Origin of the sequence: Psychrobacter sp. SWN149, assembly GCF_015864565.1 — a bacterium.
Taxonomy (GTDB): domain Bacteria; phylum Pseudomonadota; class Gammaproteobacteria; order Pseudomonadales; family Moraxellaceae; genus Psychrobacter.
The window spans coordinates 79,532-100,850 of the sequence record NZ_JADYWX010000007.1 but is presented as its reverse complement, the minus strand read 5'-3'; the positions used below and the strand labels follow the sequence as shown (position 1 = coordinate 100,850).

The 21,319-nt window shown below is 40.8% G+C and carries 18 protein-coding genes and 1 pseudogene; 10 read left to right on the top strand and 9 right to left on the bottom strand.

The annotated features are described in order from the left end of the window. Nucleotides 1-293: 293 nt before the first annotated feature. On the top strand, nt 294-1,028 hold the full coding sequence (locus tag I6E86_RS12070) for a DUF4230 domain-containing protein (RefSeq protein ID WP_197177653.1): 735 nt from the start codon (nt 294-296) through the stop codon (nt 1,026-1,028). 21 nt (nt 1,029-1,049) lie between these two features. Here the strand turns inward: I6E86_RS12070 and I6E86_RS12065 are convergent, their stop codons facing one another. After that, nucleotides 1,050-2,678 carry a cryptochrome/photolyase family protein gene (locus I6E86_RS12065; RefSeq protein WP_197177652.1) on the bottom strand — a complete coding sequence of 543 codons (1,629 nt, stop codon included), beginning with the start codon at nt 2,676-2,678 and terminating at the stop codon, nt 1,050-1,052. Nucleotides 2,679-2,849: 171 nt separating this feature from the next. Here I6E86_RS12065 and I6E86_RS12060 point away from each other — a divergent pair, with 171 nt between their 5' ends. From I6E86_RS12060 to I6E86_RS12030, 7 genes are all read left to right on the top strand, one after another. Beyond that, complete coding sequence (locus I6E86_RS12060; protein WP_320158539.1) at nt 2,850-3,551, top strand: phosphoribosylanthranilate isomerase; 702 nt, start codon at nt 2,850-2,852, stop codon at nt 3,549-3,551. Between the two features lie 160 nt (nt 3,552-3,711). Continuing rightward, nucleotides 3,712-4,986, top strand: a complete 1,275-nt coding sequence (gene trpB, locus I6E86_RS12055; protein ID WP_227680645.1) for a tryptophan synthase subunit beta — start codon at nt 3,712-3,714, stop codon at nt 4,984-4,986. A gap of 127 nt (nt 4,987-5,113) precedes the next feature. Next, a complete protein-coding gene (gene trpA / locus I6E86_RS12050) occupies nt 5,114-5,938 on the top strand; it encodes a tryptophan synthase subunit alpha (RefSeq protein WP_197177650.1) in 825 nt (274 codons plus the stop codon). A 348-nt stretch (nt 5,939-6,286) separates the two neighbouring features. Continuing rightward, nucleotides 6,287-7,231, top strand: coding sequence for an acetyl-CoA carboxylase, carboxyltransferase subunit beta (accD, locus tag I6E86_RS12045; protein ID WP_197177700.1), 945 nt, complete (start codon nt 6,287-6,289; stop codon nt 7,229-7,231). A 200-nt stretch (nt 7,232-7,431) separates the two neighbouring features. After that, nucleotides 7,432-8,790: a bifunctional tetrahydrofolate synthase/dihydrofolate synthase gene (gene folC / locus I6E86_RS12040; protein ID WP_197177649.1), complete on the top strand. Its 1,359-nt coding sequence runs from the start codon at nt 7,432-7,434 to the stop codon at nt 8,788-8,790. 262 nt (nt 8,791-9,052) lie between these two features. After that, nucleotides 9,053-10,276 carry an SPOR and LysM peptidoglycan-binding domain-containing protein gene (locus tag I6E86_RS12035; protein WP_197177648.1) on the top strand — a complete coding sequence of 408 codons (1,224 nt, stop codon included), beginning with the start codon at nt 9,053-9,055 and terminating at the stop codon, nt 10,274-10,276. 311 nt (nt 10,277-10,587) lie between these two features. Further along, nucleotides 10,588-11,118 (top strand): DUF2726 domain-containing protein, encoded by a 531-nt coding sequence (locus I6E86_RS12030; RefSeq protein WP_197177647.1) that lies wholly within the window; start codon nt 10,588-10,590, stop codon nt 11,116-11,118. A gap of 102 nt (nt 11,119-11,220) precedes the next feature. Here the strand turns inward: I6E86_RS12030 and I6E86_RS12025 are convergent, their stop codons facing one another. The 5 genes from I6E86_RS12025 to I6E86_RS12005 all read right to left on the bottom strand — a co-directional run bounded on the left by I6E86_RS12025 (nt 11,221) and on the right by I6E86_RS12005 (nt 14,035). Then, entirely contained in the window at nt 11,221-12,180 is a 960-nt protein-coding gene (locus I6E86_RS12025) for a DUF1853 family protein (protein WP_197177646.1), read from the bottom strand. Nucleotides 12,181-12,282: 102 nt separating this feature from the next. Beyond that, on the bottom strand, nt 12,283-12,462 hold the full coding sequence (locus I6E86_RS12020; protein WP_197177645.1) for a hypothetical protein: 180 nt from the start codon (nt 12,460-12,462) through the stop codon (nt 12,283-12,285). 133 nt (nt 12,463-12,595) lie between these two features. Continuing rightward, on the bottom strand, nt 12,596-12,985 hold the full coding sequence (locus I6E86_RS12015) for a hypothetical protein (protein WP_197177644.1): 390 nt from the start codon (nt 12,983-12,985) through the stop codon (nt 12,596-12,598). Between the two features lie 63 nt (nt 12,986-13,048). Then, entirely contained in the window at nt 13,049-13,369 is a 321-nt protein-coding gene (locus tag I6E86_RS12010; protein WP_197177643.1) for a hypothetical protein, read from the bottom strand. A gap of 372 nt (nt 13,370-13,741) precedes the next feature. Continuing rightward, a complete protein-coding gene (locus tag I6E86_RS12005) occupies nt 13,742-14,035 on the bottom strand; it encodes a contact-dependent growth inhibition system immunity protein (protein WP_197177642.1) in 294 nt (97 codons plus the stop codon). Nucleotides 14,036-14,158: 123 nt separating this feature from the next. Here I6E86_RS12005 and I6E86_RS12000 point away from each other — a divergent pair, with 123 nt between their 5' ends. After that, nucleotides 14,159-14,530 carry a type I restriction enzyme endonuclease domain-containing protein gene (locus I6E86_RS12000; protein ID WP_197177699.1) on the top strand — a complete coding sequence of 124 codons (372 nt, stop codon included), beginning with the start codon at nt 14,159-14,161 and terminating at the stop codon, nt 14,528-14,530. 12 nt (nt 14,531-14,542) lie between these two features. Here the strand turns inward: I6E86_RS12000 and I6E86_RS11995 are convergent, their stop codons facing one another. The 3 genes from I6E86_RS11995 to I6E86_RS11985 are packed head-to-tail and all read right to left on the bottom strand — an operon-like array spanning nt 14,543 to nt 18,744. Next, nucleotides 14,543-16,876 carry an AAA family ATPase gene (locus tag I6E86_RS11995; protein ID WP_197177641.1) on the bottom strand — a complete coding sequence of 778 codons (2,334 nt, stop codon included), beginning with the start codon at nt 16,874-16,876 and terminating at the stop codon, nt 14,543-14,545. Then, on the bottom strand, nt 16,851-17,522 hold the full coding sequence (locus I6E86_RS11990) for an ABC-three component system middle component 1 (protein WP_197177640.1): 672 nt from the start codon (nt 17,520-17,522) through the stop codon (nt 16,851-16,853). The genes I6E86_RS11995 and I6E86_RS11990 overlap by 26 nt, the downstream gene beginning before the upstream one ends. Continuing rightward, nucleotides 17,515-18,744, bottom strand: coding sequence for an ABC-three component system protein (locus tag I6E86_RS11985; protein WP_197177639.1), 1,230 nt, complete (start codon nt 18,742-18,744; stop codon nt 17,515-17,517). The genes I6E86_RS11990 and I6E86_RS11985 overlap by 8 nt, the downstream gene beginning before the upstream one ends. Nucleotides 18,745-19,008: 264 nt before the next feature. On the opposite strand from I6E86_RS11985, the pseudogene I6E86_RS11980 reads away from it, so the two are divergent. After that, nucleotides 19,009-20,949 (top strand): annotated as a pseudogene (locus tag I6E86_RS11980) (UvrB domain 3-containing protein); the annotation flags it as partial. Nucleotides 20,950-21,319: the final 370 nt, after the last annotated feature.

The following is a 21,319-nucleotide window of genomic DNA, read 5'->3' as shown; positions in this document are numbered from 1 at the left end:
ATGTTAGGTAAAGTTGGCCTAAGACGCAATGACTTTTTGTTTTTTCAGACCGAACGTTACGTAACGGCGAAAATAAGGCTCAAATAACGGAGACGTTTATATAAATTTACGACAAAAAAGCGCTATATTTCAGCGGTAACTTAACTTAATAAATCGTTATGTAGAAGATTGGTAGCGATTACTTGAAGTTATAGCTCGGCAGTCACATTTAAGTTTTAGACGTCGATTTTGGTTTTGCGGACTCTAGTTTTATAATAGCTCATAAAAAACGATACAACATAAGGGTAGCTTCTATGAATAGTCCTGATATGAATAATAATGCAACTCGCCAGCCTACCAAAACCCCGATCGCTAAGATGTCGTGGGTGGTTTTGCTTATTGGCCTAGCTGCCATTGTATTTGCTATTTATAGTGCGCAAAACAAACCAGAAGAAGCGCCGATAGAAACCATTACCCGTGAAGGTGTGGTCACACAAATCCAAAATTTGAATCGTTTAGAAACGGTCTCATTCAGTGTTGATACGGTTATCACCAGTGAGCGCAATGGTAGTTGGCAAAAGCTGTGGCAAGATGAGCAAAAAGGGCTATTCATCGCGCATGGCCGCGTAGAAGCAGGGGTAGATCTGAGTGCATTGACGCCAGAGATGGTACAAGTGGTGCCAGCGGTTCAACCTGATGAGACAACAGAAGGTGAACCAAGAGCATTGAGTAACACGGCTATGCCGCAAATCAATATTACTTTGCCGCCCTCAGAGATATTCTCAGTATATCTAGACGATATCGAGATTTATGATTGGCAGACAGGGGCATTTGGCATGATGCAAGTTGACCCCAAGATATTTGACCAAGCACAGAGCATGGCCAAAAAAGAAGTGCTAGAGCGCGCTTGTCGCGGTGGTGTGATGACGATGGCATTACAAAATGCACAGACACAGTTGCAACAATTGTTTGCACTGACAGGTGCGGTCGTTACGGTGACCACACAAGGTGCAGGCGCATGTCAATTGCCAGTCACTACTAATGGCTAGTCTGCTAGTTGTTTTCTAAAATTAAGCCTCTTTTTTAAATTCGGCAATAGTCAGTTGACGAGCCACTTTATGCTCAACTATTGGCAGAGGGTAATCAACATCGTTAAATTTACCACCCTTTGCCAGTTCTTTACGTATCTTATCCTCACTATGCAAGATGCTATTAGGAATATCTTTTAATTCTGGTAGCCACGTCTTAATAAACAGAGCTTTAGGATCATGTGTATTAGCTTGGCTAAAGGGGTTCATAATACGGAAGTAGGGTGCTGAGTCTGTACCTGTTGAAGCACTCCACTGCCAGCCGCCGTTATTGGACGCAAAATCGCCATCTATGAGCTGCTGCATAAAGTAACTCTCACCCAAGCGCCAATCAATCAATAAATCCTTCGTCAAAAACATCGCAGTCACCATACGCAAGCGATTGTGCATAAACCCTGTCGCATTTAAACAACGCATCGCCGCATCTACGAGCGGCACACCTGTCATGCCTGTGCACCATGCTTCAAAATCATCAGTGTTATACGACCAATTAATCTTGGTATCAGTCTCTTCTTTATACGCTTTATGACGAATCAGGTTTGGCTTTTCGACCAGCACGTGCCGATAAAAGTCTCGCCATGCAAGCTCGCTTATCCAGCGATTGATGTCTTCATTGTCGCCATCATTGCCATGTAGAACTTCTTGCGCTTCATTTGCTTGTAGGTAGCAAAGTCTAGGGCTGATAGATCCTATAGTCAGATAAGCCGATAGCTGACTGGTGGCATGTAGGTGCGGTACATCGCGGCTCACATCATAGTCGTTGATATCATCATCGACGAATGCTGCTAGGCGCTGGCAAGCGGCAGACTCACCTGCAGGATAAGTGTCTCTTGCTTGGTTAAGCTGAATTGTCATATCGATATGTTGCAGAGAGTCGTTCTTTTCTAATGTCTGCTGGTAGTCACTGAGCATTTTTTCATTTAGTGATTTGATATCGTCGATTGTATTGGCAAACGTTTGCGATGATTTTAGTTCGATTTTATAATCACTATCCACTGCAGGTGCTTCATGCATTTGAATAGTGCTGACGTCTAACGTATGTCGCCACTTTTTATAAAACGGCGTAAAGACCTTATACATACTATCGCCATCATTAGTCGTGATGCTTTGCGGCGGCAAAATGCACTGGTCATGCCAGCGGACAAACTCGATATCGTCTTTTGCCAGTTGTTTGCTTAATTGCTCATCACGATCAATCTCATTGCCTTCGTACTCATGGTTGGCCATAACGCAGCTAATACCATTATCCTGACACAAGGTGGTTAGAGCATCGATACAGTCTGAGAAGTTTGGAAAAACTTGAACGATCAAGGTGATGTTTAGTTTTTCTTGCAATGTCTTTGCTAAGATAGGTAACGTGCGGGCAATATGATCGACTTGTACAAGGGAGGTGTCATGCGTTTGCCACTGCTTAGGCGTCAAAAAGAATACGGCAGATACTGAGGCGTTGTCCTCTTTTGCACGTTCGCAAAGCGCTGCTAAAGCGGTATTGTCATGGATACGTAGGTCACGGCGAAACCACATCAAGTAATGCGGTGGATTTTTGCTAGTAGCATTGTCGTTAGTATCAGTATCAGTATCAGTAGCGGCTGTCTGTGCAGTCTTAGACATCAAAGTATCCCTATATTAATCAATCGCAATCATAAACAAAACTAAGGATAAAAGTATGCTAGGATAAGTTTTTGGATGCAATGGCTTTGCCGTTTGGTTAACAAAACCTCATCACATCTAACGATTTATCTTTAGCTTGAACCTATCTGATGCCGCTATAATCGGTGTCATATTCAGTACCATGAAACGCAAGGTCACAAAATGCACGTTAAGTTTTGCGGGTTTACTCAGCTTAGTGACATACAGACTGCGGCACAGCTAGGTGCAGATGCAGTGGGTTTGGTGTTTTATCCACCAAGTCCACGTGCAGTCACGATAGAGCAGGCGCAAACCCTGAGCGCTGCTGTGCCCGCTTTTGTCAGCGTGGTGGCGTTGGTGGTCAATATGCCTGAAGATGAGCTGAGCAAATTAGCAAACAACGTTGCTTTTGATATTATCCAGTTCCATGGTGATGAAACACCTGAGCAGTGCCAAAAGCTGGCAGGTATGGTCAATAAACGCTGGATCAAAGCGTTACGTATCAATACAGAGCAAGATACCCTCGATAGCGTTCGCGCCCAAATTAACCAATTTGCGACCGCAGGTGCCAGTAGTATTTTGCTGGATGCTTATCATCAAGATGCATACGGCGGTACAGGGCAGCGTTTTGACTGGAGTCTCATTCCACATGACAGCGCATTGCCGATCGTTTTGGCTGGTGGACTCGATGCCGACAATGTTGCCGCGACATTAGATTTGCCTATTTATGGTGTCGATGTGAGCGGTGGTATTGAAGTTGATAAAGGTAAAAAAGACGCTGCCAAAATGCGTGCCTTTATGAAAGCGGTCAAGCGCGATCGATGGCAAAACGCTACGGTCACTGACGCCATCTAAGTGGGTTTGTATCAAGTTGCTTGCTATACATAATCTGCTTAGTTGTTCGTTATTCCGATTTTTCTGCTTGAATCTTATTACGTTGTTATCCCTTTTATTATTTTCTCTCTAGTTATCTAAAGTTATCTAAAAAATACCACTTATTACAGTAGGAATTATCATGAGTCATGTCGCAAACAAAGATTTATCTGCCACTGCACAATCTATCAATACTTTTACCAATCCTGAAAATGTACAGGATTTTAACCAGTATCCTGATGCACGTGGTCATTTCGGTGTACATGGGGGTCGTTTTGTCTCTGAGACGCTAATGGCTGCTCTAGAGGAGTTAGAGGCGCTTTATACTAAAGTCAAAGCAGATCCTGCGTTCTGGGAAGAGTATCATAATGATTTGGTCAATTATGTCGGTCGTCCAACGCCGCTGTATCATGCTAAACGCTTGAGCGATGAGATTGGTGGTGCGCAAATTTACTTTAAGCGTGAAGACCTAAACCATACAGGTGCGCATAAAGTAAATAACACCATTGGTCAGGCACTGCTTGCCAAAATGTGTGGCAAAAAACGTATCATCGCTGAGACTGGCGCAGGACAGCATGGCGTAGCCACGGCAACGATTGCGGCACGCTTAGGGCTAGAATGTATCGTTTATATGGGTGCGGACGATGTCGAACGTCAAAAGATGAACGTCTATCGTATGCGCTTACTTGGTGCAACAGTTGTGCCAGTCACTTCTGGCTCACGCACACTCAAAGATGCGATGAACGAAGCGATGCGTGACTGGGTCACCAACGTCGATAGCACGTATTATATTATTGGTACGGTTGCAGGTCCGCATCCTTATCCGCTATTGGTTCGTGATTTCCAAGCGATTATCGGTAAAGAAGCACGCATTCAGCATTTAGAAAAAACAGGAAAAATGCCAGATGCCTTGGTTGCGTGTGTCGGTGGCGGCTCAAACGCGATTGGTTTGTTCTTTGACTTCCTAAATGATACTGACGTTAAGATGTACGGTGTCGAGGCAACAGGCGATGGTATCGAAACAGGTCGCCATTCAGCGCCACTAGCAGCTGGTCGTATCGGCGTACTGCACGGTAACCGTACTTACCTAATGGCAGATGATGATGGTCAGATTCAAGAGACACATTCTATCTCAGCAGGTCTTGATTATCCTGGTGTTGGCCCTGAGCACAGCTTCTTAAAAGACATGAAGCGCGTTGAATATGTCGGCTGTACGGATAAAGAGGCGCTAGAAGGCTTCCATGAGGCCACGCGCAAAGAAGGCATCATCCCTGCGCTTGAGACTGCTCATGCCGTCGCTTATGCATTGAAACTGGCTAAAACCATGACACCTGATCAGACGATCATCGTCAACATGTCAGGTCGCGGTGACAAAGATTTGCATTCAGTGATGAAGGCAGAAGGGATTGAGATGTAGTAACGAGCATTTGCAATAAGTTACTAGATTATTCTTTATAGGAAAAATTGTTTGACCTTTTATTGTTCAATATAGATTATTAAATAAAAGGTCAAACAAGCCAGTTTATAATAATTAAGAGACCATTATGACCAGAATTGAAAGCACTTTTGAAACCTTAAAAGCACAAAATAAAAAAGCCCTGATTCCTTATGTGATGGCAGGCGATCCCAATCCGACCACGACAGTCGGCTTGCTACATGACTTAGTGAAACATGGCGCAGATATGATCGAAGTCGGTCTACCGTTCTCTGATCCAATGGCAGATGGTCCTGTGGTTGCTTTGGCAGGCGAGCGCGCATTAGCCGCCGGTACAAGTACTCGTGATGCGCTAAAAATGGTTGCAGAGTTCCGTCAGCAGGACGCGCAGACGCCAATCATCTTGATGGGCTATCTCAATCCTGTTGAAATCATCGGCTATGATAACTTTGTGACGCTATGCGAACAGTCAGGCGTCGATGGTTTATTGATGGTGGATTTACCACCAGCAGAGGCGGGTAGCTTTACTCAGCATTTGACAGATCATTCGATGAATGAGATTTTCTTGCTATCACCGACCACTTTGCCTGAGCGCCGTGAGCAAGTATTGACCCATTGTGGTGGCTATATTTATTATGTATCACTAAAAGGTGTGACTGGTTCAGCGACGCTAGATACTGATGCTGTGGCAACTCAAGTTAAAGCAATTAAAGCAGAGACAGACCTGCCAGTATGCGTTGGTTTTGGTATCCGTGATGGCGCATCAGCCAAGGCAATTGGTACTCATGCAGATGGCGTAATCGTCGGTAGTGCGTTGGTACAGAACTTTGCCGATATCGATGCCAACGACGCGGCTGCTGTTGCAAATGCTCAGCAAAAAATCATGGAAAAAATGGATGAGCTGCGCAGTGCTTTAGACAGTTTAAGTGCATAGCAGTGGAACTTTAGTATATAGATAGTAAGATGACCAAATGTGGTCATCTTTGATTTATAAGCTTACATGGCTATCAGTGCCGACCGAAGACAATATCAAATGACTTTGCTAAATTTAGTTTACGAGTGTAAACTAATACGACTATTACATAGGGTCTAGTAGCTGCTATTTGTTACGAGCGGCTATCGATAAGCACACAGTCAACCTATCGGTGCGTAAGTGAAAAGCTAAACACGTAATCGCGCTGTATGATGGCTCATGTTATGACTGGATGTAACGCTTAGCGCAGACCACTATGACACTTTCAATGACAAGCGAATGAGCCAACTTGTCAGTAAGCCTTTTATGATGGCAAATAATATGACTGATACAATAACAACACCCGATAACACGACTGCTACCACCGCGCCAAACAGCAATGCGGGACAGTCATGGTTCAATCGTCCGATACCAGGTATCAAGCAGCAATTAACTGCACAACTGACAGCGGTAGAGACCGAGCCGTCGACTAAGTGTAGCAACTGTCATTCGATGATTACCAATACCGCGCTTATCTTTAACTGCTATGTTTGTCCACACTGTGATCACCATCTACCGATGAGCGCTCGTGAGCGTTTGAATTGGTTGCTTGATCAAGTAGAAGGCGAGACAGGGCAAGAGTTCACGGCAAAAGACCCACTCGGATTTGTGGATAGTAAGCCATATCCTGCACGTATGAGTGAAGCACAAGAAAAAACAGGCGAGTCTGAGGCGCTGATTGCTATGTATGGCAAACTGCGTAATCTTGATATCGTTGCTTGTGCCTTTGATTTCCGCTTTATGGGCGGATCAATGGGGTCAGTCGTTGGTGACCGTTTTGTGCAAGCCGCCGAAAAAGCCCTAGAACAAAAGATACCTTTAGTATGCTTTGCCGCTTCTGGCGGTGCGCGTATGCAAGAGGGCCTATTGTCATTGATGCAAATGGCAAGGACTGCTGCCGCGATTGAGCGTTTAAGAATCGCTGGTATTCCTTATATTGTGGTATTGACCAACCCTGTCTATGGTGGCGTAACTGCGTCACTCGCGATGCTTGGTGATATTCATTTAGCAGAACCAAAAGCCATGATTGGCTTTGCGGGTAAGCGAGTGATTGAGCAGACTGTACGCGAGACGCTAGAAGAGCCATTCCAGCGTGCAGAGTTTTTGTTAGAGCACGGCGTAGTAGATGAAGTGGTGCACCGTCATCAGCTAATTGATACGATCTATCGTTTGCTTGCAAAACTATGCCGCGTACCAAACGTAGATGCTCAGTAAAGTGAGATGCTCGATAAGGTAAGTTACTCAGTATATCGAGTCATTTATTGAGTGCATAACGGCTTAGCCGCGTGCTAACATCTACTACATATGCAAGACCCTCTAATAGCATTTATCGTCATTGCACGATAAGTGCTATTTTTGGTTTTAGCTAACACATATATTTTTATCTCTTATTAAATTTTATATAGGTTCTATTCATGTCTGACCTTTTAGCACCCAACCCTAGTAGCCCTAATAACGAATCTAGCCTGACTGAGTGGCTAGACTATATGCAGCAGATTCATGTATCGGCGATCGATATGGGATTGTCACGCGTGTTGCCTGTCGCAGAGGCATTAGGAGTGGTGCAATCAGCCAAAGATGACGCTTATGTATTTACCGTGGCAGGCACTAATGGCAAAGGCTCTACAACCGCCGTCATCGCCAAAATGTGTAAAGCCGCAGGATATAAGACGGCACTGTACCAATCGCCACATCTCAGTGCCTTCAATGAGCGCGTACGTGTGAATGGCGAGATGGTCAGTGACCAGACTCTGATTGCTGCATTTAGTAAAGTAGAAGCAGCTCGCTTACAATGTGATTTGACCTTGTCATTCTTTGAGATGACAACGCTCGCAGCCTTGTTGATATTTGCTGAAGCAGACTGCGATGTATGGGTATTAGAAGTGGGATTAGGCGGACGCCTAGATGTGGTCAATATCATTGATCCTGACATGGCAGTGATTACCAATATAGGCATCGATCATGTCGACTGGTTAGGTGATAATGTTGAAGACATCGGCCGCGAAAAAGCAGGTATATTACGCGATGGGATTTCTGTAGTCTATGGGTCAAGCGAGATGCCAGTCAGCGTGCAGCACGCCATTGATACTCAGCAAGCGACTTGCTATCAGATAGGGCGTGACTTTAGCTATCGTGATATCAGCTCAGATACTTGGCAATATAGTAATGCAGCGGTGACATTGCAATTACCACGTCCAGCGCTATCACTAACCAATACCGCCAATGCGCTATCAGCAGTACTCGCCAGTCCACTGAATGTCGATATCCATGCCATCGAGCAAGCACTAAACAGGGTCAAGCTGGCAGGGCGTTTTGACTATCGTGAGAGTCAAAGTCGTCATTGGCTATTTGATGTGGCACACAATGAGAAAGGCGTTGAGTTCTTATTAGCACAGCTATTACCTTTTTGGCAGCAGCATGTAGACAGTCAACTGAATCAAAATAGCTCAGCGACTGTCACCCCGCCAAAGATAAAAATGCTGTTCTCTATGCTTGGTGATAAAGACATCGATAAGGTGGTACAGCGTTTGACTGAGGCAGGTTTGCCCATTAGCGAGTGGTTCATCGCGGAGATTGATTATCCACGTGCGGCAAGTACCCAGCAACTACAGAGCATCTTGGTCAATTATATTGATAGTGATGCTATACATGCGTTTGATGGCCTAAAGTCGGCAACGAATGCAGTAATAGAAGCTAGCGAACCACAAGACTTAATCGTCGTGTGTGGTTCGTTTCACACGATTGGTGAGGCATTGGCTGCGCTACAGCTCTGATCATATGAGTTAAAGTAAGACGTGTTTAGTGTTAACCTTAGTCGTCGCCTGATAGCAGACAGCAAGAAAAATATGCTTTATAATCAAAATGATTTATAAGATTGAGTCTAGAAATTGGGCGCATAAAAAGTCAGCACATATCTAACCCTTGATAACCGTAATTGGCGTTAAGAGAGTCTGAATAAAGCAATTTATCGTGTTGCTTTGAGAGATTTTCGGCGCTGCCGGGTCAACCTTATTACCAACTAAGAGACGTAAACGGATGAACTTTTCGAGACAAGCCTTATTGGGCATTGGGATGATTATAGGCGGTAGCGTCATGCTATATGCCATGGTGCAACAGATTGGTGAGAGTGATACACCGCAGCCTGAATCAGTGATGGTAGATAAGCCAGATGTAGAGCAAGCAGCGTCACAGCCGTTGACGACTGATATCGAAACAGAAAAGCGCATCCTTGCGCAAAAACAGAAAGAGCGTGCCGCGCGTGTGGCAGAGCAAGAAAAACGGGCAAAAGAGTTTTTGACAGAGCAAGAGATGGCAGAAGCGGAGGCGTTGGCAAAAGCCCGTGCCGAGAGCCAACAATATGTGGCAAGTCGCACACCTGACGTAGAAGACAGCACAGATACTGCAAAAGATATCAATAAAGACCTAACCGTTCAGCCTCGTACTGATAATGTATCGGCTATCGATGCCAAGAAGTCTAGTGATGCTGAAAAGCAAAAAGCGGCTCAAGCGCAACAAGAAGCAAAGCGACAAGCTACGATCAAAGCAGAAGCCGCTGCTAAAAAATTAGCGGATAGTAAAAAAGCCGCTGAAGCAAACGAGCAAGCCAAAGTAAAGAGGCAAGCAGAGGCCAAAAAGCAGGCTGAAGCACAAGCACTGGTAGAACAAAAGCGAGAAGCTGCCGAAGCGGCTCAGGCCAAAAACGAGCCACCAAAATCACCTTCTGATTATGAAGTAAAAAGAGGTGATGGGCTCATTAAGTTAGCAAGACAATATAATGTACCTGTCGAAGTGTTGGCACAAGCCAATGATATCTCTCCGTCAGCATCATTACAATTGGGGCAAAGTATAACGATTCCGTCACGTGCTCAAGTACAGCGCCTAGAGCGTGAAGCAGTCGCTGCCGAGCAAGCGCGTGAGAAGAAGCGCCAACAAGAAGAAGCCCTCGCAAAGAAATCTGCCGATGCAAAGCGTGATGCCCAGCAAAAGCTCAGTGCCGCGCGTAAGGAAGTTAAAGAGACGGATGCCAAAGGTAGCTTTGGGGTACAAGTTGCGCTAGCTGACAATCAAGCCAAAGCTGATGAGTTGGCAAAGAAATTCAAATCGGCAGGCTATCAGGTGAAAACCAGTGCAACCAGCCGCGGTGTCCGTGTAGTGGTCGGGCCTGAACGCGGAAAAGTCGCCGCATTGGCACTAAAAGACAAGATCAATAGCGACCCGAAAGTAAATACGACCAGTGCGTGGGTATTATACTGGCGTTAATACAGAAGCTTGAGTGAGCGTTTTATAGAATTAGAACGCGCATTGATACCTTTTATGAAAACACGACAATTAATGTCGTGTTTTTTGTTTTTAGGTTTGCTGATTGGCGCGTACTTGGTTAGGATAAGCACGATTTTTATTATCTATTTTTATAACCTGTCGGCCTGTAGAGGCTGACCTGTTGTGATTGGCCAGTTAATGGCTCAACGAAATTATGAAGCTTCTAGGATTCATGATACTGATAGAAGTCATGATACGAATAGAAGTTATAACACTCGGCCAATCACTCTCATATCGTATAAGGTAAAACCATGTCATTTGGTGTTATATTTTTAATATTGGCCGTTGGGTTTTTAGGGGTAATAATATTACCCAAGCTGCTAGCAAAGCCGCCAGCCGCCGAGCCTGATCCAAAACCGGTACGCGGTGATGAGTTGGCTATTTGGCCATTTGCGCCCATGCCCATCATGACTGATACTGAAGTCATATTTTTTGATAAGTTAAAAAAGGCACTGCCTGAGTATCATATATTTGTCCAAGTTCAGCTATCACGAATCATCGAGGCCAACAGCAGTGAGACCTCAGAGCGTAACTTTTGGTTCAATCGTATCTGTCGCCAGAGCGTTGATTATGTGATCGTAGATGTCGATGCTCAGAACACGCTGGTGGCTATAGAGCTGGATGACTGGACGCATAGCAGTAAAGCGCGCCAAAAAGCCGATGATAAAAAGGATAAGGCGCTTGCCAGTGCAGGTATTGCGATGGTGCGTTTCCATGCTGAGCGTATGCCGAGTGCTGAGATACTCAGAGATGAGCTGATGCATGTCATTGAGAGGTATTAATCAAGTGAGGTAAGTATTGCTAAATCTTTGTTAGCTACGTACCTCGCTTAACGGATTAGGGCAACCAGCGATGACTCATTCGATTGTTCGAGTTGAATACAGCTATTCGTTTGGCTGCCTTGGATAAATGACAATCGGCCTATCACCCACAAAATATAATCCTGTTCTAAGCATCAGCTCATCATCCGACCATGCTGACTGCTGCTGACCATCATAATCATGTCGCTCATCGTAAAAGCCGCGCTTGGTGAACCATTCAATATAATGCGCGGCTCGCAACGTCGTCATATCGATGGTTACAAGACCTGCCTCGTCTTTCTTATCGCACCATTCATGTAGTGGAAAGCTTGGTGTTAGCCAAGTAGGGTAGCTAAAGTTATTGGTATCTATTGGCAGAAAAAATCGCCCTTTTATGATGCCATAACGCTTATCAATTTTAACCTGACCTTTATCCTTGGTATCTACCCATACTGTCCGAAATTGCTTGGTCTGCATGTGCGTCATCTTGCGCTGTAGATTGTCATTGGCATTAATCCCCACCCAGTTCACAGGCTCAAACGGCGCTGACCCCATAAAAAACTTGATGGCCAGCTCCCAATGCTCGACCAGATTCTCATCATGATTATACAAAATCAAATCAAGCTCACCAACGGTCTGCTTGCCATTATATAGCTGCACATTATTCGCAAGTGTCTCATACGGATGCAGCTTGCGCGCAAACCCATCTTCTAACCAAAATGACAGCAACCCTTCAAAGTGAAATCCTAATCGATTGGGACTTGGGCGCTTGAGTAAATAGCGAGTCAGCGCTTGATAGTCATTAGTAGTATCCAGCTCTGTTAACCGCTGCTCATACGCCTTGAATTGCGACTGCCAAAAGTGAGCGCTATGCACTGAAATAGCATGTGTATTCTCATGCGGTGCAAAGTCTAACCACTGCGTCAAAACATTGGGACAAGCAAGCGCATAAGCCAAATCACGCACATAGGGACGGCGGTAACGCTCCCAAGGTGCATCATCTATGAGGCGATTAAATGTAGGCTGATTGATAGGCTCGGACATAGGATAAACCAGTGTGAAGATGTAGCATTTACCCTAACGGCTCGCTCTATAAAAGTCTATAGGACACGAGTATCGGCTAGGGTAGTGCTCAGTTTTTTGGCTTTAAAACATGATATTAATGTGATGGATATGAATGCTGATATCAGGTGGTGATAGCAGGTAGGGTAATAGAATGCTGAGTACTATTCTAAGTATCGGGAGTAGCCATTTTGATAAGTTGCTAGGCGCGTTATGCGGTGGCTGCTGCTCTAAATTATGTGAGGTATGATCTTGCTGTGTCATGTTTAGCTCCATGTTATGCCGTTACACAACGGTGCGTAACGGTTCATGGATTTATATTATAGGTTGTGTGGTTATAGCTAAATACTTATGCATGCATAGTGTGTTGTATGCCTGCATACCACAGTATAATAGGTTATGAAAAATCGCCTTTGTTGGCTTGGCTTAACCATCGTTTGATAGTGTCATAAGATGGTTTTTTATCTGTTTCAATGTGCTGTTTAATATATTCGGCTGTTTCAGAAAAAGTAGTGAAGTTCTGTTGATCCATAATTTCTAGGTATAGTTTCTTTTTTTCAGGTCTGGTTTGATTGTGTTTTGACCATCTTTTATTTGCTTTTGTCTTGTTGGACTTTGATAGTTTTTTTTGAAAATCGTTATCACCTCTAACTTCATTTGTTCCTGCACCAAAAACATAGCCAACTAAGTTGATACAGTAAAAACTAGCTTCATATTGTTGGTTCTCAAAATAAAGTCTAGCAAAAGCTTTTAAATTGATACAGTCACATAGTTTATGAAAGTTCAAGCATTTAAGCTCCTTTGACTCTAAATAAATATCTTTGTTACTGAGCATAATATGAGCAGATAATCATCTATACATAATAGATTCTTCTTTCTCGAAATCTACACGATAACCCTGTTCTTCTAAAAGTTCTTTGCAGTCTTCAATAGCAATATTCTCTATCTTTTCTATTAGCTCATGAATGATTGATATTCTCTTCCTATCTTTATAACCTACGTCAAAAAAATTACGACTTAGTAAGAAGTTAGGTGGGCTATCTAGTAATTCTTTTATAAATACTGTGGGTATAGTTGCTCTATGTTGCAATCTTTCAAACTCTATTCGTTCGGCTTGTTCGAGAATTTTTTGAAGGTCAGTATTTGAAAAATCCTCTCTAGAATTAACCATAATTTACACCTTTACACACCCTTAAATTATAGTAGTTGCAAGTCAGTACCAGCCTAAAGGTGTGTGGCTGGCTTTTGAGTAATGAATCCTAGTCCTGCTCAAATTTTACTATTTCTTTCTTTAATCATCAGCCAAATTTAGCACAAAAAAAAGCCAACCATTGAAAACAATGATTGGCTTTTCTCTGTTACTGCCATGTTTGGTCGGAACGGCAGGAAGTAAAGCATTGGCTGTGTACAATGATATTAAAGGTTTGGTGTTTTTATAATAAAAAATATACCGCAAAATATACCGCATTATGCAAAAGTCACTACAGATTGTAGTACCTGTTCAATCAGAAACTTCACAAAGTAAAACGATAATAATAAAGCATTAATTTATTTCAGTAGTAAGAGCTTTATAAGCTGACTCAACCAATGCTTGCTCACTAGAATAACCATTTAGTAAGGGATCGAAATCAAAGCTGTTACTTGCAAAAATTCTCTCTGCAAGATTATTCTCTAGTATATATTCAAGGTCTTGAACTAAGCTGTTTAATATCTCTATATTTTCCTTACTCGCAAAACGTACGAGTACGTCTTTATCATTAGCTCTAGAATCGGAGTACTCTGCCCGCCAATCTTGATAGAAGTAAGCATTCATCAAATATATAAATGTATTAATCATAATATCTCTCCGAACATTATTTTTGTAATCGTCATTTTTGCCACGCTTATACATTTATGTCTTTACTTTATAGTACTGCCTAATCATTGATGTGTGCATCAGTGTCTGTATTTTCTAATTTGAATTAAGGTTTTTTCACACGCAAAAAATGCACCTAAGGTTAAGTGTATTGATTTTAGTAAGACAACGAATGTGCTCGTTGAGAAGTATGACGACCGTAACGAGCAAGACATATTGCGCGCCGAAGTCATAGGCGACTTCTCTGATGAGGTCATTAAGTTGTATAATGAGCTACGGATTGAAATGGGTATCGACTTTGAAGAGAAAGCGTTTTATGACATTCTACTGTCACATAAGTATGGCTTTACTTATCCAAAAACTAAGCTGATTGAGCTGTCCAGAGAAGTGAAAAAGCTCATAGATGAGAGGGCTAAATTCACTGACTGGAACAAGCGCGATGATATTAGAGCTAAGCTATCTAGAGATTCTAGATAGCTTAGCTATGTTTTATATTGGCTCTTTTCTTGTATGATTCTGCATATTGATTGTTTTAGAGCTAAGTCCAGCTCTAGAAAAACGATATCTCATGTAAGTAGAAATATCTTCTTCATGAGAAGAAACTATAAGTTGTCTGTCTCTCAGCTCACAGCGCAATAAATCTGTAAGAGATGCGATATTTATTTCATCTAAAGATTGAGAAGGATCATCAATTAATATCATAGAAGTCTTAGCATAAACTTTGTTGAGTGCAAAAAAGAATGCTAAGCTAATTGCTGAAATCTGCCCAGAGCTCATAGAAAGAATAGAGTCATGCTCAGATTTTTCAGCAGTTGTAAACCTTAATTGTTTACCTTCTTTGCTCTCAATAAATAAACCAAGACCACGTTGATAGTTTTGTATTAATCTCCCACTATAAATATGGAAAATGAGTTCAATTTCAGAAATTGTTTGGTCAGCATAGTTTTTTTCAATTTTGACTAATGACTCTTTGAGTTTGGTAGTATTTTCTTTGACTGTACTAGCAGCAAGGTTTTCTTGTTCATACCTAGAGAGTTCATCTTTTATTTTTATAAGAGCATTATTTTTAGACTCATTCTCTTTGAAAGAAATGTAATTCTTTTTCATTTCTAAAGCGCTTCTCTCTAATATATAGAAATCCTCAGGTTTTTTGAATGCTGATTTGATAGTAGATTCCCAGTTTTCTGGTAGTGGGTTTTTTTCCTCTTTCTTTTGAGCTAGAATGGATCTTTCTAAAATCTCTAAACGTCTATCTATCTCTTTTTCATCCATAGTGAAACCATCATAATAATGTATGTTGATTTGTTCAAGACGCGAAGCTAGAGCTTCTATTTGTCCTATTCGTTCTCTATTTTTAAGTAAAACTTGATGTAATGCTCGATCGTAACCAAAGCTAACAGTAACGTAAGTTCTATTTACTTCTTCTAGCAAGATAGCTATGTTTTCTGTTATCGACCTACGAATTAAAAGAAGAAGGCTTCCTTCGTTATCTAAGTTACTGGATAGTTCTTTGTTCTTGTTTTCTAGAGCTGATAATAGTCTTTCATGAGAATCCCAGTCAGTTCCACATAATGGGCAAAAACTGTCATCAGGAGTTAATATGGATTTTTTGCCCATCAAATCTTCCTTTAACCCTATTATTTCAGAAGCTAAAGCAGATTTTTTATTAATATTCTGAAGGAAAGTATCTCGTTGCCGTATATCTTTTTTGATTTCTTCGATTATAAGTGGGCTTTCAAATTCAATAATTTCAATATCGGATTGACTAATGGAGTTTGTATCTTTCTGAAGAGTAGATATATCAGAGTTCAATGAATCAATTATTTTTATTTGTTCATCGAAATGTAATATTTTTTTAGTATTTTTACCTAGTTGCACTAAGGCTCTAATAGTTTCCCTTTCTTGAGTTAAGAATTTATCAATTTTATTATTATAGATTCTGGAAATTATTGATTGCTTAAGTGGGTATAAGTCTATAATTTCTTGTATTTTAGTTAGACATTCAGTATAGAATTCTCTAGAGTAAGTATTAATGAAATCTTCTTTGTCCCAAGTAGGCTGACTATCTGTAGTGCTTATTTTTTCGTAATTACTGCTATCTAAATCTATATTTGAAGCTGTATGAAGGACTCTAATTTTTTCTTCCAAATCATTTTTCTTTTGTATTCTATCAGGCTGATTTATAAATCTTGTTATTTTCCTTTCTACTAACTTGCATTTTTCTATTTCTTCATTGACTTCCGTAGTTCTTATTAAGCTCTCTAGTTGGTCTTTCCTTTCGTGAATTCCTGTAGAGAATAAATACTCATTCTGACCTTGCTCTAAATAATTAAGAAGTGAGTAGTTTTCTTTAATACTTTCTCCGAAATTTTTTGAAATAAAAGTATCTGAACATATATTTTCTGATGTATATTCTTCAGATTCGAAATTATCAAGTTTATATAGTAGAAAGTAAGAAAAGTTATTAGCTTTATTATTTCTTTTGTTCTCTAATATGTTGTAACTAGCTTTTCTTGCTAGTACAAAAGATTTCTCTTTATCTATGAATTCAATTTTAATGCAAAGATCTGAATTTAATGAGCGTGTATTCCAATATAGATTGTCCTCATAGATTACCTGTTGACCCGGTATCAATTTATTAAACAACCTTTCTATTCGAGCTATGCGACCAGTTAACAATAACTCTATAGCATCAAAAATACTAGTTTTCCCAAAACCGTTAGGTCCATCTAAAGTTAGAAGGGATTTACCATCTACGTTTAGTACTATATGTTTGAAAGCTTTAAAGCTAGATATTTCAATCCGTGATATTTTCCAATTCATTCTGAATTAGCTCCTTAATAAAAATATCTTCATCTTGTCCGTTACATAAAGAATTTTGAATTTTTTCGTATAAAGATGAAAGCCCAACTTCATCTACTATTTCCTTTGCTTGTAACTTTAGTGGTACCAAATCCTTTTTCTCGTGAGGCAACTCTAAAAATGGTAATTTAATAAATATTTTTGCTGCTAGACTGTATATCGAAGACTGAAGAGGATCAATTTTATATGCTCTGAATTGATTCTTATCAGAGATTATTCTTATAATATCTTTATAGCATTTATCTTTAATCATTTCTTTCTCTACTTCGCTGTAATAGAGAATATATTTTTTATATTGATATGGGTCTTCTTCTATAGCAAAGATCTTCCCTTCATTTTCTTTAAATTCCGATAGACTCCCTATTTTTAATATACAAATTAAATCACAATTTTTTTTAAATGCTGGATGTTTTAGAAATTCTTCAGGTGCATTTTTGGTGATTTCAGTATTTAGCTCACTAGGATATGGTATGTCTGATATTTCGTGTATGACTGAAAACCTAACAGATTCATCTTTTTCGAGAATATAGTACGAACTATCTTCTATTTGGTGTTTTAGGGAGAATTTATTTTCAATCAGTGCTTCTTCTATTATTTTTTTAAGCATTTATTTTCCCCTCTGCTTCTTCCAATGTTATAACACTTATGTTTAGTTCTTTAGTAATGTTATTTTCTTTTTCTGAAAGAGTATTTCCATTGCCTGACTCACTAACATCGGTTATTTTTGATTCTACTACAAAGGAACTGGTTATCTGTGCAGCTATGAGGTTTCCATATTCAAATAGTAAAAATAACAAAGTTTTATTGTTTTTAGTTTCTTGCTTAATCTGGTTAATACAGTCTAAGCTCTCGTCAGAATCATTTAGCGATATTGCTGTAGGTAAATAAAAATTATGGCATTTATCTGTATAATGTGGTATCCCATTAAAATTTGGATCTATAAAAATTTTTTGAATTAAGGATGAGTATCTGCTGATATCCATTTTTTGTATTTTTGAAAACTTTTCCGAAGGTTTTATTAATTGGCAAAGATGCTTTAATTCGTCTAATTCTAACTGATATATATGGAAGAATAAATTTTTAGCTCTACTATATTGGGCTTCTGACATAGTAGGGAGAGCTGAATCTAGTTTTATTTCTAAATGCTTGTATAAATCATTTTTCAACTCTAAAGCAAAATATTCGATATCTGTGTATGGGCTATTGTTAAGTATATTTGATAGAACATCGCTAGACTTAATTGTATAAGTATATGCTGCTTCGTCTTCAGATAAGCCATCCACCTGATTCCTTCTATGGATCTCTATTGCTTGTGTGCTTATTATTTCTGATACTAGACAGTAGTTTGTGTTCACAAGGACTTCAGATAACAGAACTTCTTCTTTCTGACATAGTTCTATAATTAGTTGTTTGATAAGGTCCTCGATGTCTCCTAGCCCACAATATTTATTGGTACCATAATCATAAAAACTTACAACTTCTTCATTAGGTGCAACGAAGTCACAAGTATCATTTATTTCAACCGAAACATGTATGTATCGAGTAGTGCCTCTAATTCTATCACCTTCTATATTACTCGCTTTTTCTAGAGCTGATGTATAATTACTTCTATACTTCCCAACTTTCGCTTTAACTTGATGGGCACTTATAAGTAACCCATCTCTGTAAATTGCAAAATCTTCTGTACTATCCAATTGTAGATCGAAATCAAGTTCATCCTGAAGTAACAGTTTTAAACAATGATAAAGAGCGATTTTCCCTTGATATACAAATCCGCTCCAAGAGGAAATAGCGCTAGGAGGATATAGTTCTTCTTCTTCTTCGTTCAAATAATATCTCCTTTGTTATCTAAGTATTTACAATAGTTTGCCAAAGTTAGGATAATAACACTATATTTATCTTAAGACATCTCTAATGAAAAGCTCTGCTTTAAATCAAATCCTGTATATTAATGTAATATCTAACTTATCACAGATCTCAAACGCCTTTTCCAGCTTAATTTCTGTTCACTGTGCTCAATACTTCCCATATAGCTTCTATCGATTCTTGCTACTTCAGCCAGTTTCTCTTAATATATTCCTTTTCTTTTTGGTACCTCACAAACAGGCTCTACCGCACGCCAGCTTAAAGAAGTGTTGGTCTCAGGTGATATAGAGAACAGCAATACTGAGAATGATGCACCGCTATCTAGCGAAGACATACTGGACGCTACGTTAGCCGCCCGCCGTAGCAGTCCAAACCTCAGCTACTATGCCTTTACCGCCACGCCTAAACCGAAAACCATCGAGCTGTTCGGACGTCTGCCTAACCCTGACTTGCCAGCCTCTAAAGATAACCTGCCAGCCGCTTATCATGTCTATTCTATGCGCCAAGCGATTGAAGAAGGTTTTATCCTAGATGTACTTAAAAACTATACCAACTATAAAGTAGTCTATCAGCTCAAGCAAAAGCTGGCCGCCGCTGATGATGAGGTCGATGCTCGCCGCGCCAAAATTAAGCTTAATAACTGGGTGCGACTCCATGAGCACAATATCGCCCAGAAGGTTAAGATCATCATTGAGCACTTTAATGACAATATTAAAGGCTTATTGGGCGGGCAAGCCAAAGCGATGGTAGTGACAGGCTCACGTAAAGAGGCGGTACGCTATAAGATCGCCTTTGATAACTATATTGCTGATTACGGTTATAGAAACATCAATGCCATGGTCGCGTTCTCAGGTGAAGTCACCTTTAACGATAATGATCCTGATAGCGGCGCATTACTTGGTGAGAAGTTCACCGAGAATAATATGAATATCGGGCTAAAAGGCCGTGATCTACGTAAAGCCTTTGACAGTGATGACTATCAAGTGATGTTAGTGGCTAATAAGTTCCAGACAGGCTTTGACCAACCCAAACTGTGCGCCATGTACGTGGATAAGAAACTGACGGGCGTGGACTGTGTACAGACGCTTTCACGGCTGAACCGTACATATAAGGGCAAAGCAGAGAGCGGTACGTTTGTTCTCGACTTCTTCAATGATCCTGACGATATTTTTGAAGCCTTCCAGCCATACTATGAGACCGCAACCTTAGCGGATGTGTCTGACCCTGATCAGGTGTTTGACCTTTATGAAAAGCTGCGTGCTAGCGGTATTTTTTTATGGCATGAGGTAGAACAATTCGTTGAGGCGTTTTATAGTAAGAACAAGTCTAACGCCGCCATCAGCAATATCTGCAAGCCAGCGGTTGAGCGTTGGCAGAAGAAATACAAGCTGGCACGTGAGCAAGCACAGCACGCCAAAGTGATGCTTGAGCGTACCAAAGCAACGGGCGATGTGGTACTGATGACCAATGCTGAGAATGACTACAAAGGGTTTAAGGCCGATCAGGATGCGCTGGAAATATTTAAAAAGGATTTAGGCACATTTACCCGCCAATATGAGTTTATGTCGCAAATTGTGGACTATGACGACAAAGAGTTAGAGAAACTAAGCCTATACGCGCGTAACCTACAGCCTCTACTACGTGAAAGCGTGGATAATGAAGAAGACGTCGATCTAAGTAACATCGTTATGAGTCATTACCGCGTCTCAAAGCTGCACCAGCAGGACTTAAAGCTACAAGAGGGCAAGTCTGAATATCAATTAGATGGTGGCAGTGGAGCGGGTACAGCAACACCCAAGGATAAACAAGAAGCGCTACTGTCTCAGGTTATTGATAGATTAAACGAGGTTTTTGCTGGTGAGGACTTTACCGATAAAGACAAAGTGAATTTTATGAATACTATTTGGGATAAGGTCACGGAGAACGAGATTGTGGTCAAGCAGTTCACCAATAACAGTGTTGATCAGATTATGCTGGGCGGCTATCCAAACGCTGCCGAGGACGCTATGTTTGATGCCAAAGGTACGTTTGAAGCCATGACCATGCATCTACTATCTAACCCGAATCAGTTTAAGCAGTTCATTCGATTGATGCTTGATACGAAGCTGGGTGCTGAGGCAACGATGTCATATCTCAGATTGGTTTTAAGAAGCGTTCTCTCGCTATAATCGTACCAATGTGGTTCCATTTTTCCAGCTTTTTTTTGGTTCCAAAATTATTTCTGGTTCCGAGCTGAATCACTTTCCATGACTGGGCTAAGCGCGATTTTTTATGTTGGAACCAAAGAGAAAACAGGCGTGTTTTGGTTCCAAATTTCCACAATTTGGCTGTTTTGGTTCCAATATTTTGTAGCGAATAATATCACTTCACAGCAAGATTAATAGTACGGACATGCTGGCTAGTTGGCGTAATATCGACATAATTATCAAATGAAACTGCTTCCATTTCTATGATTTTTTTTGCTTCCACAAGATTTTTTGCTTCCAAGCCAAACAGCCCTATATGATTGGTCTAAGCGTGATTTTTTTATGTTGGAAG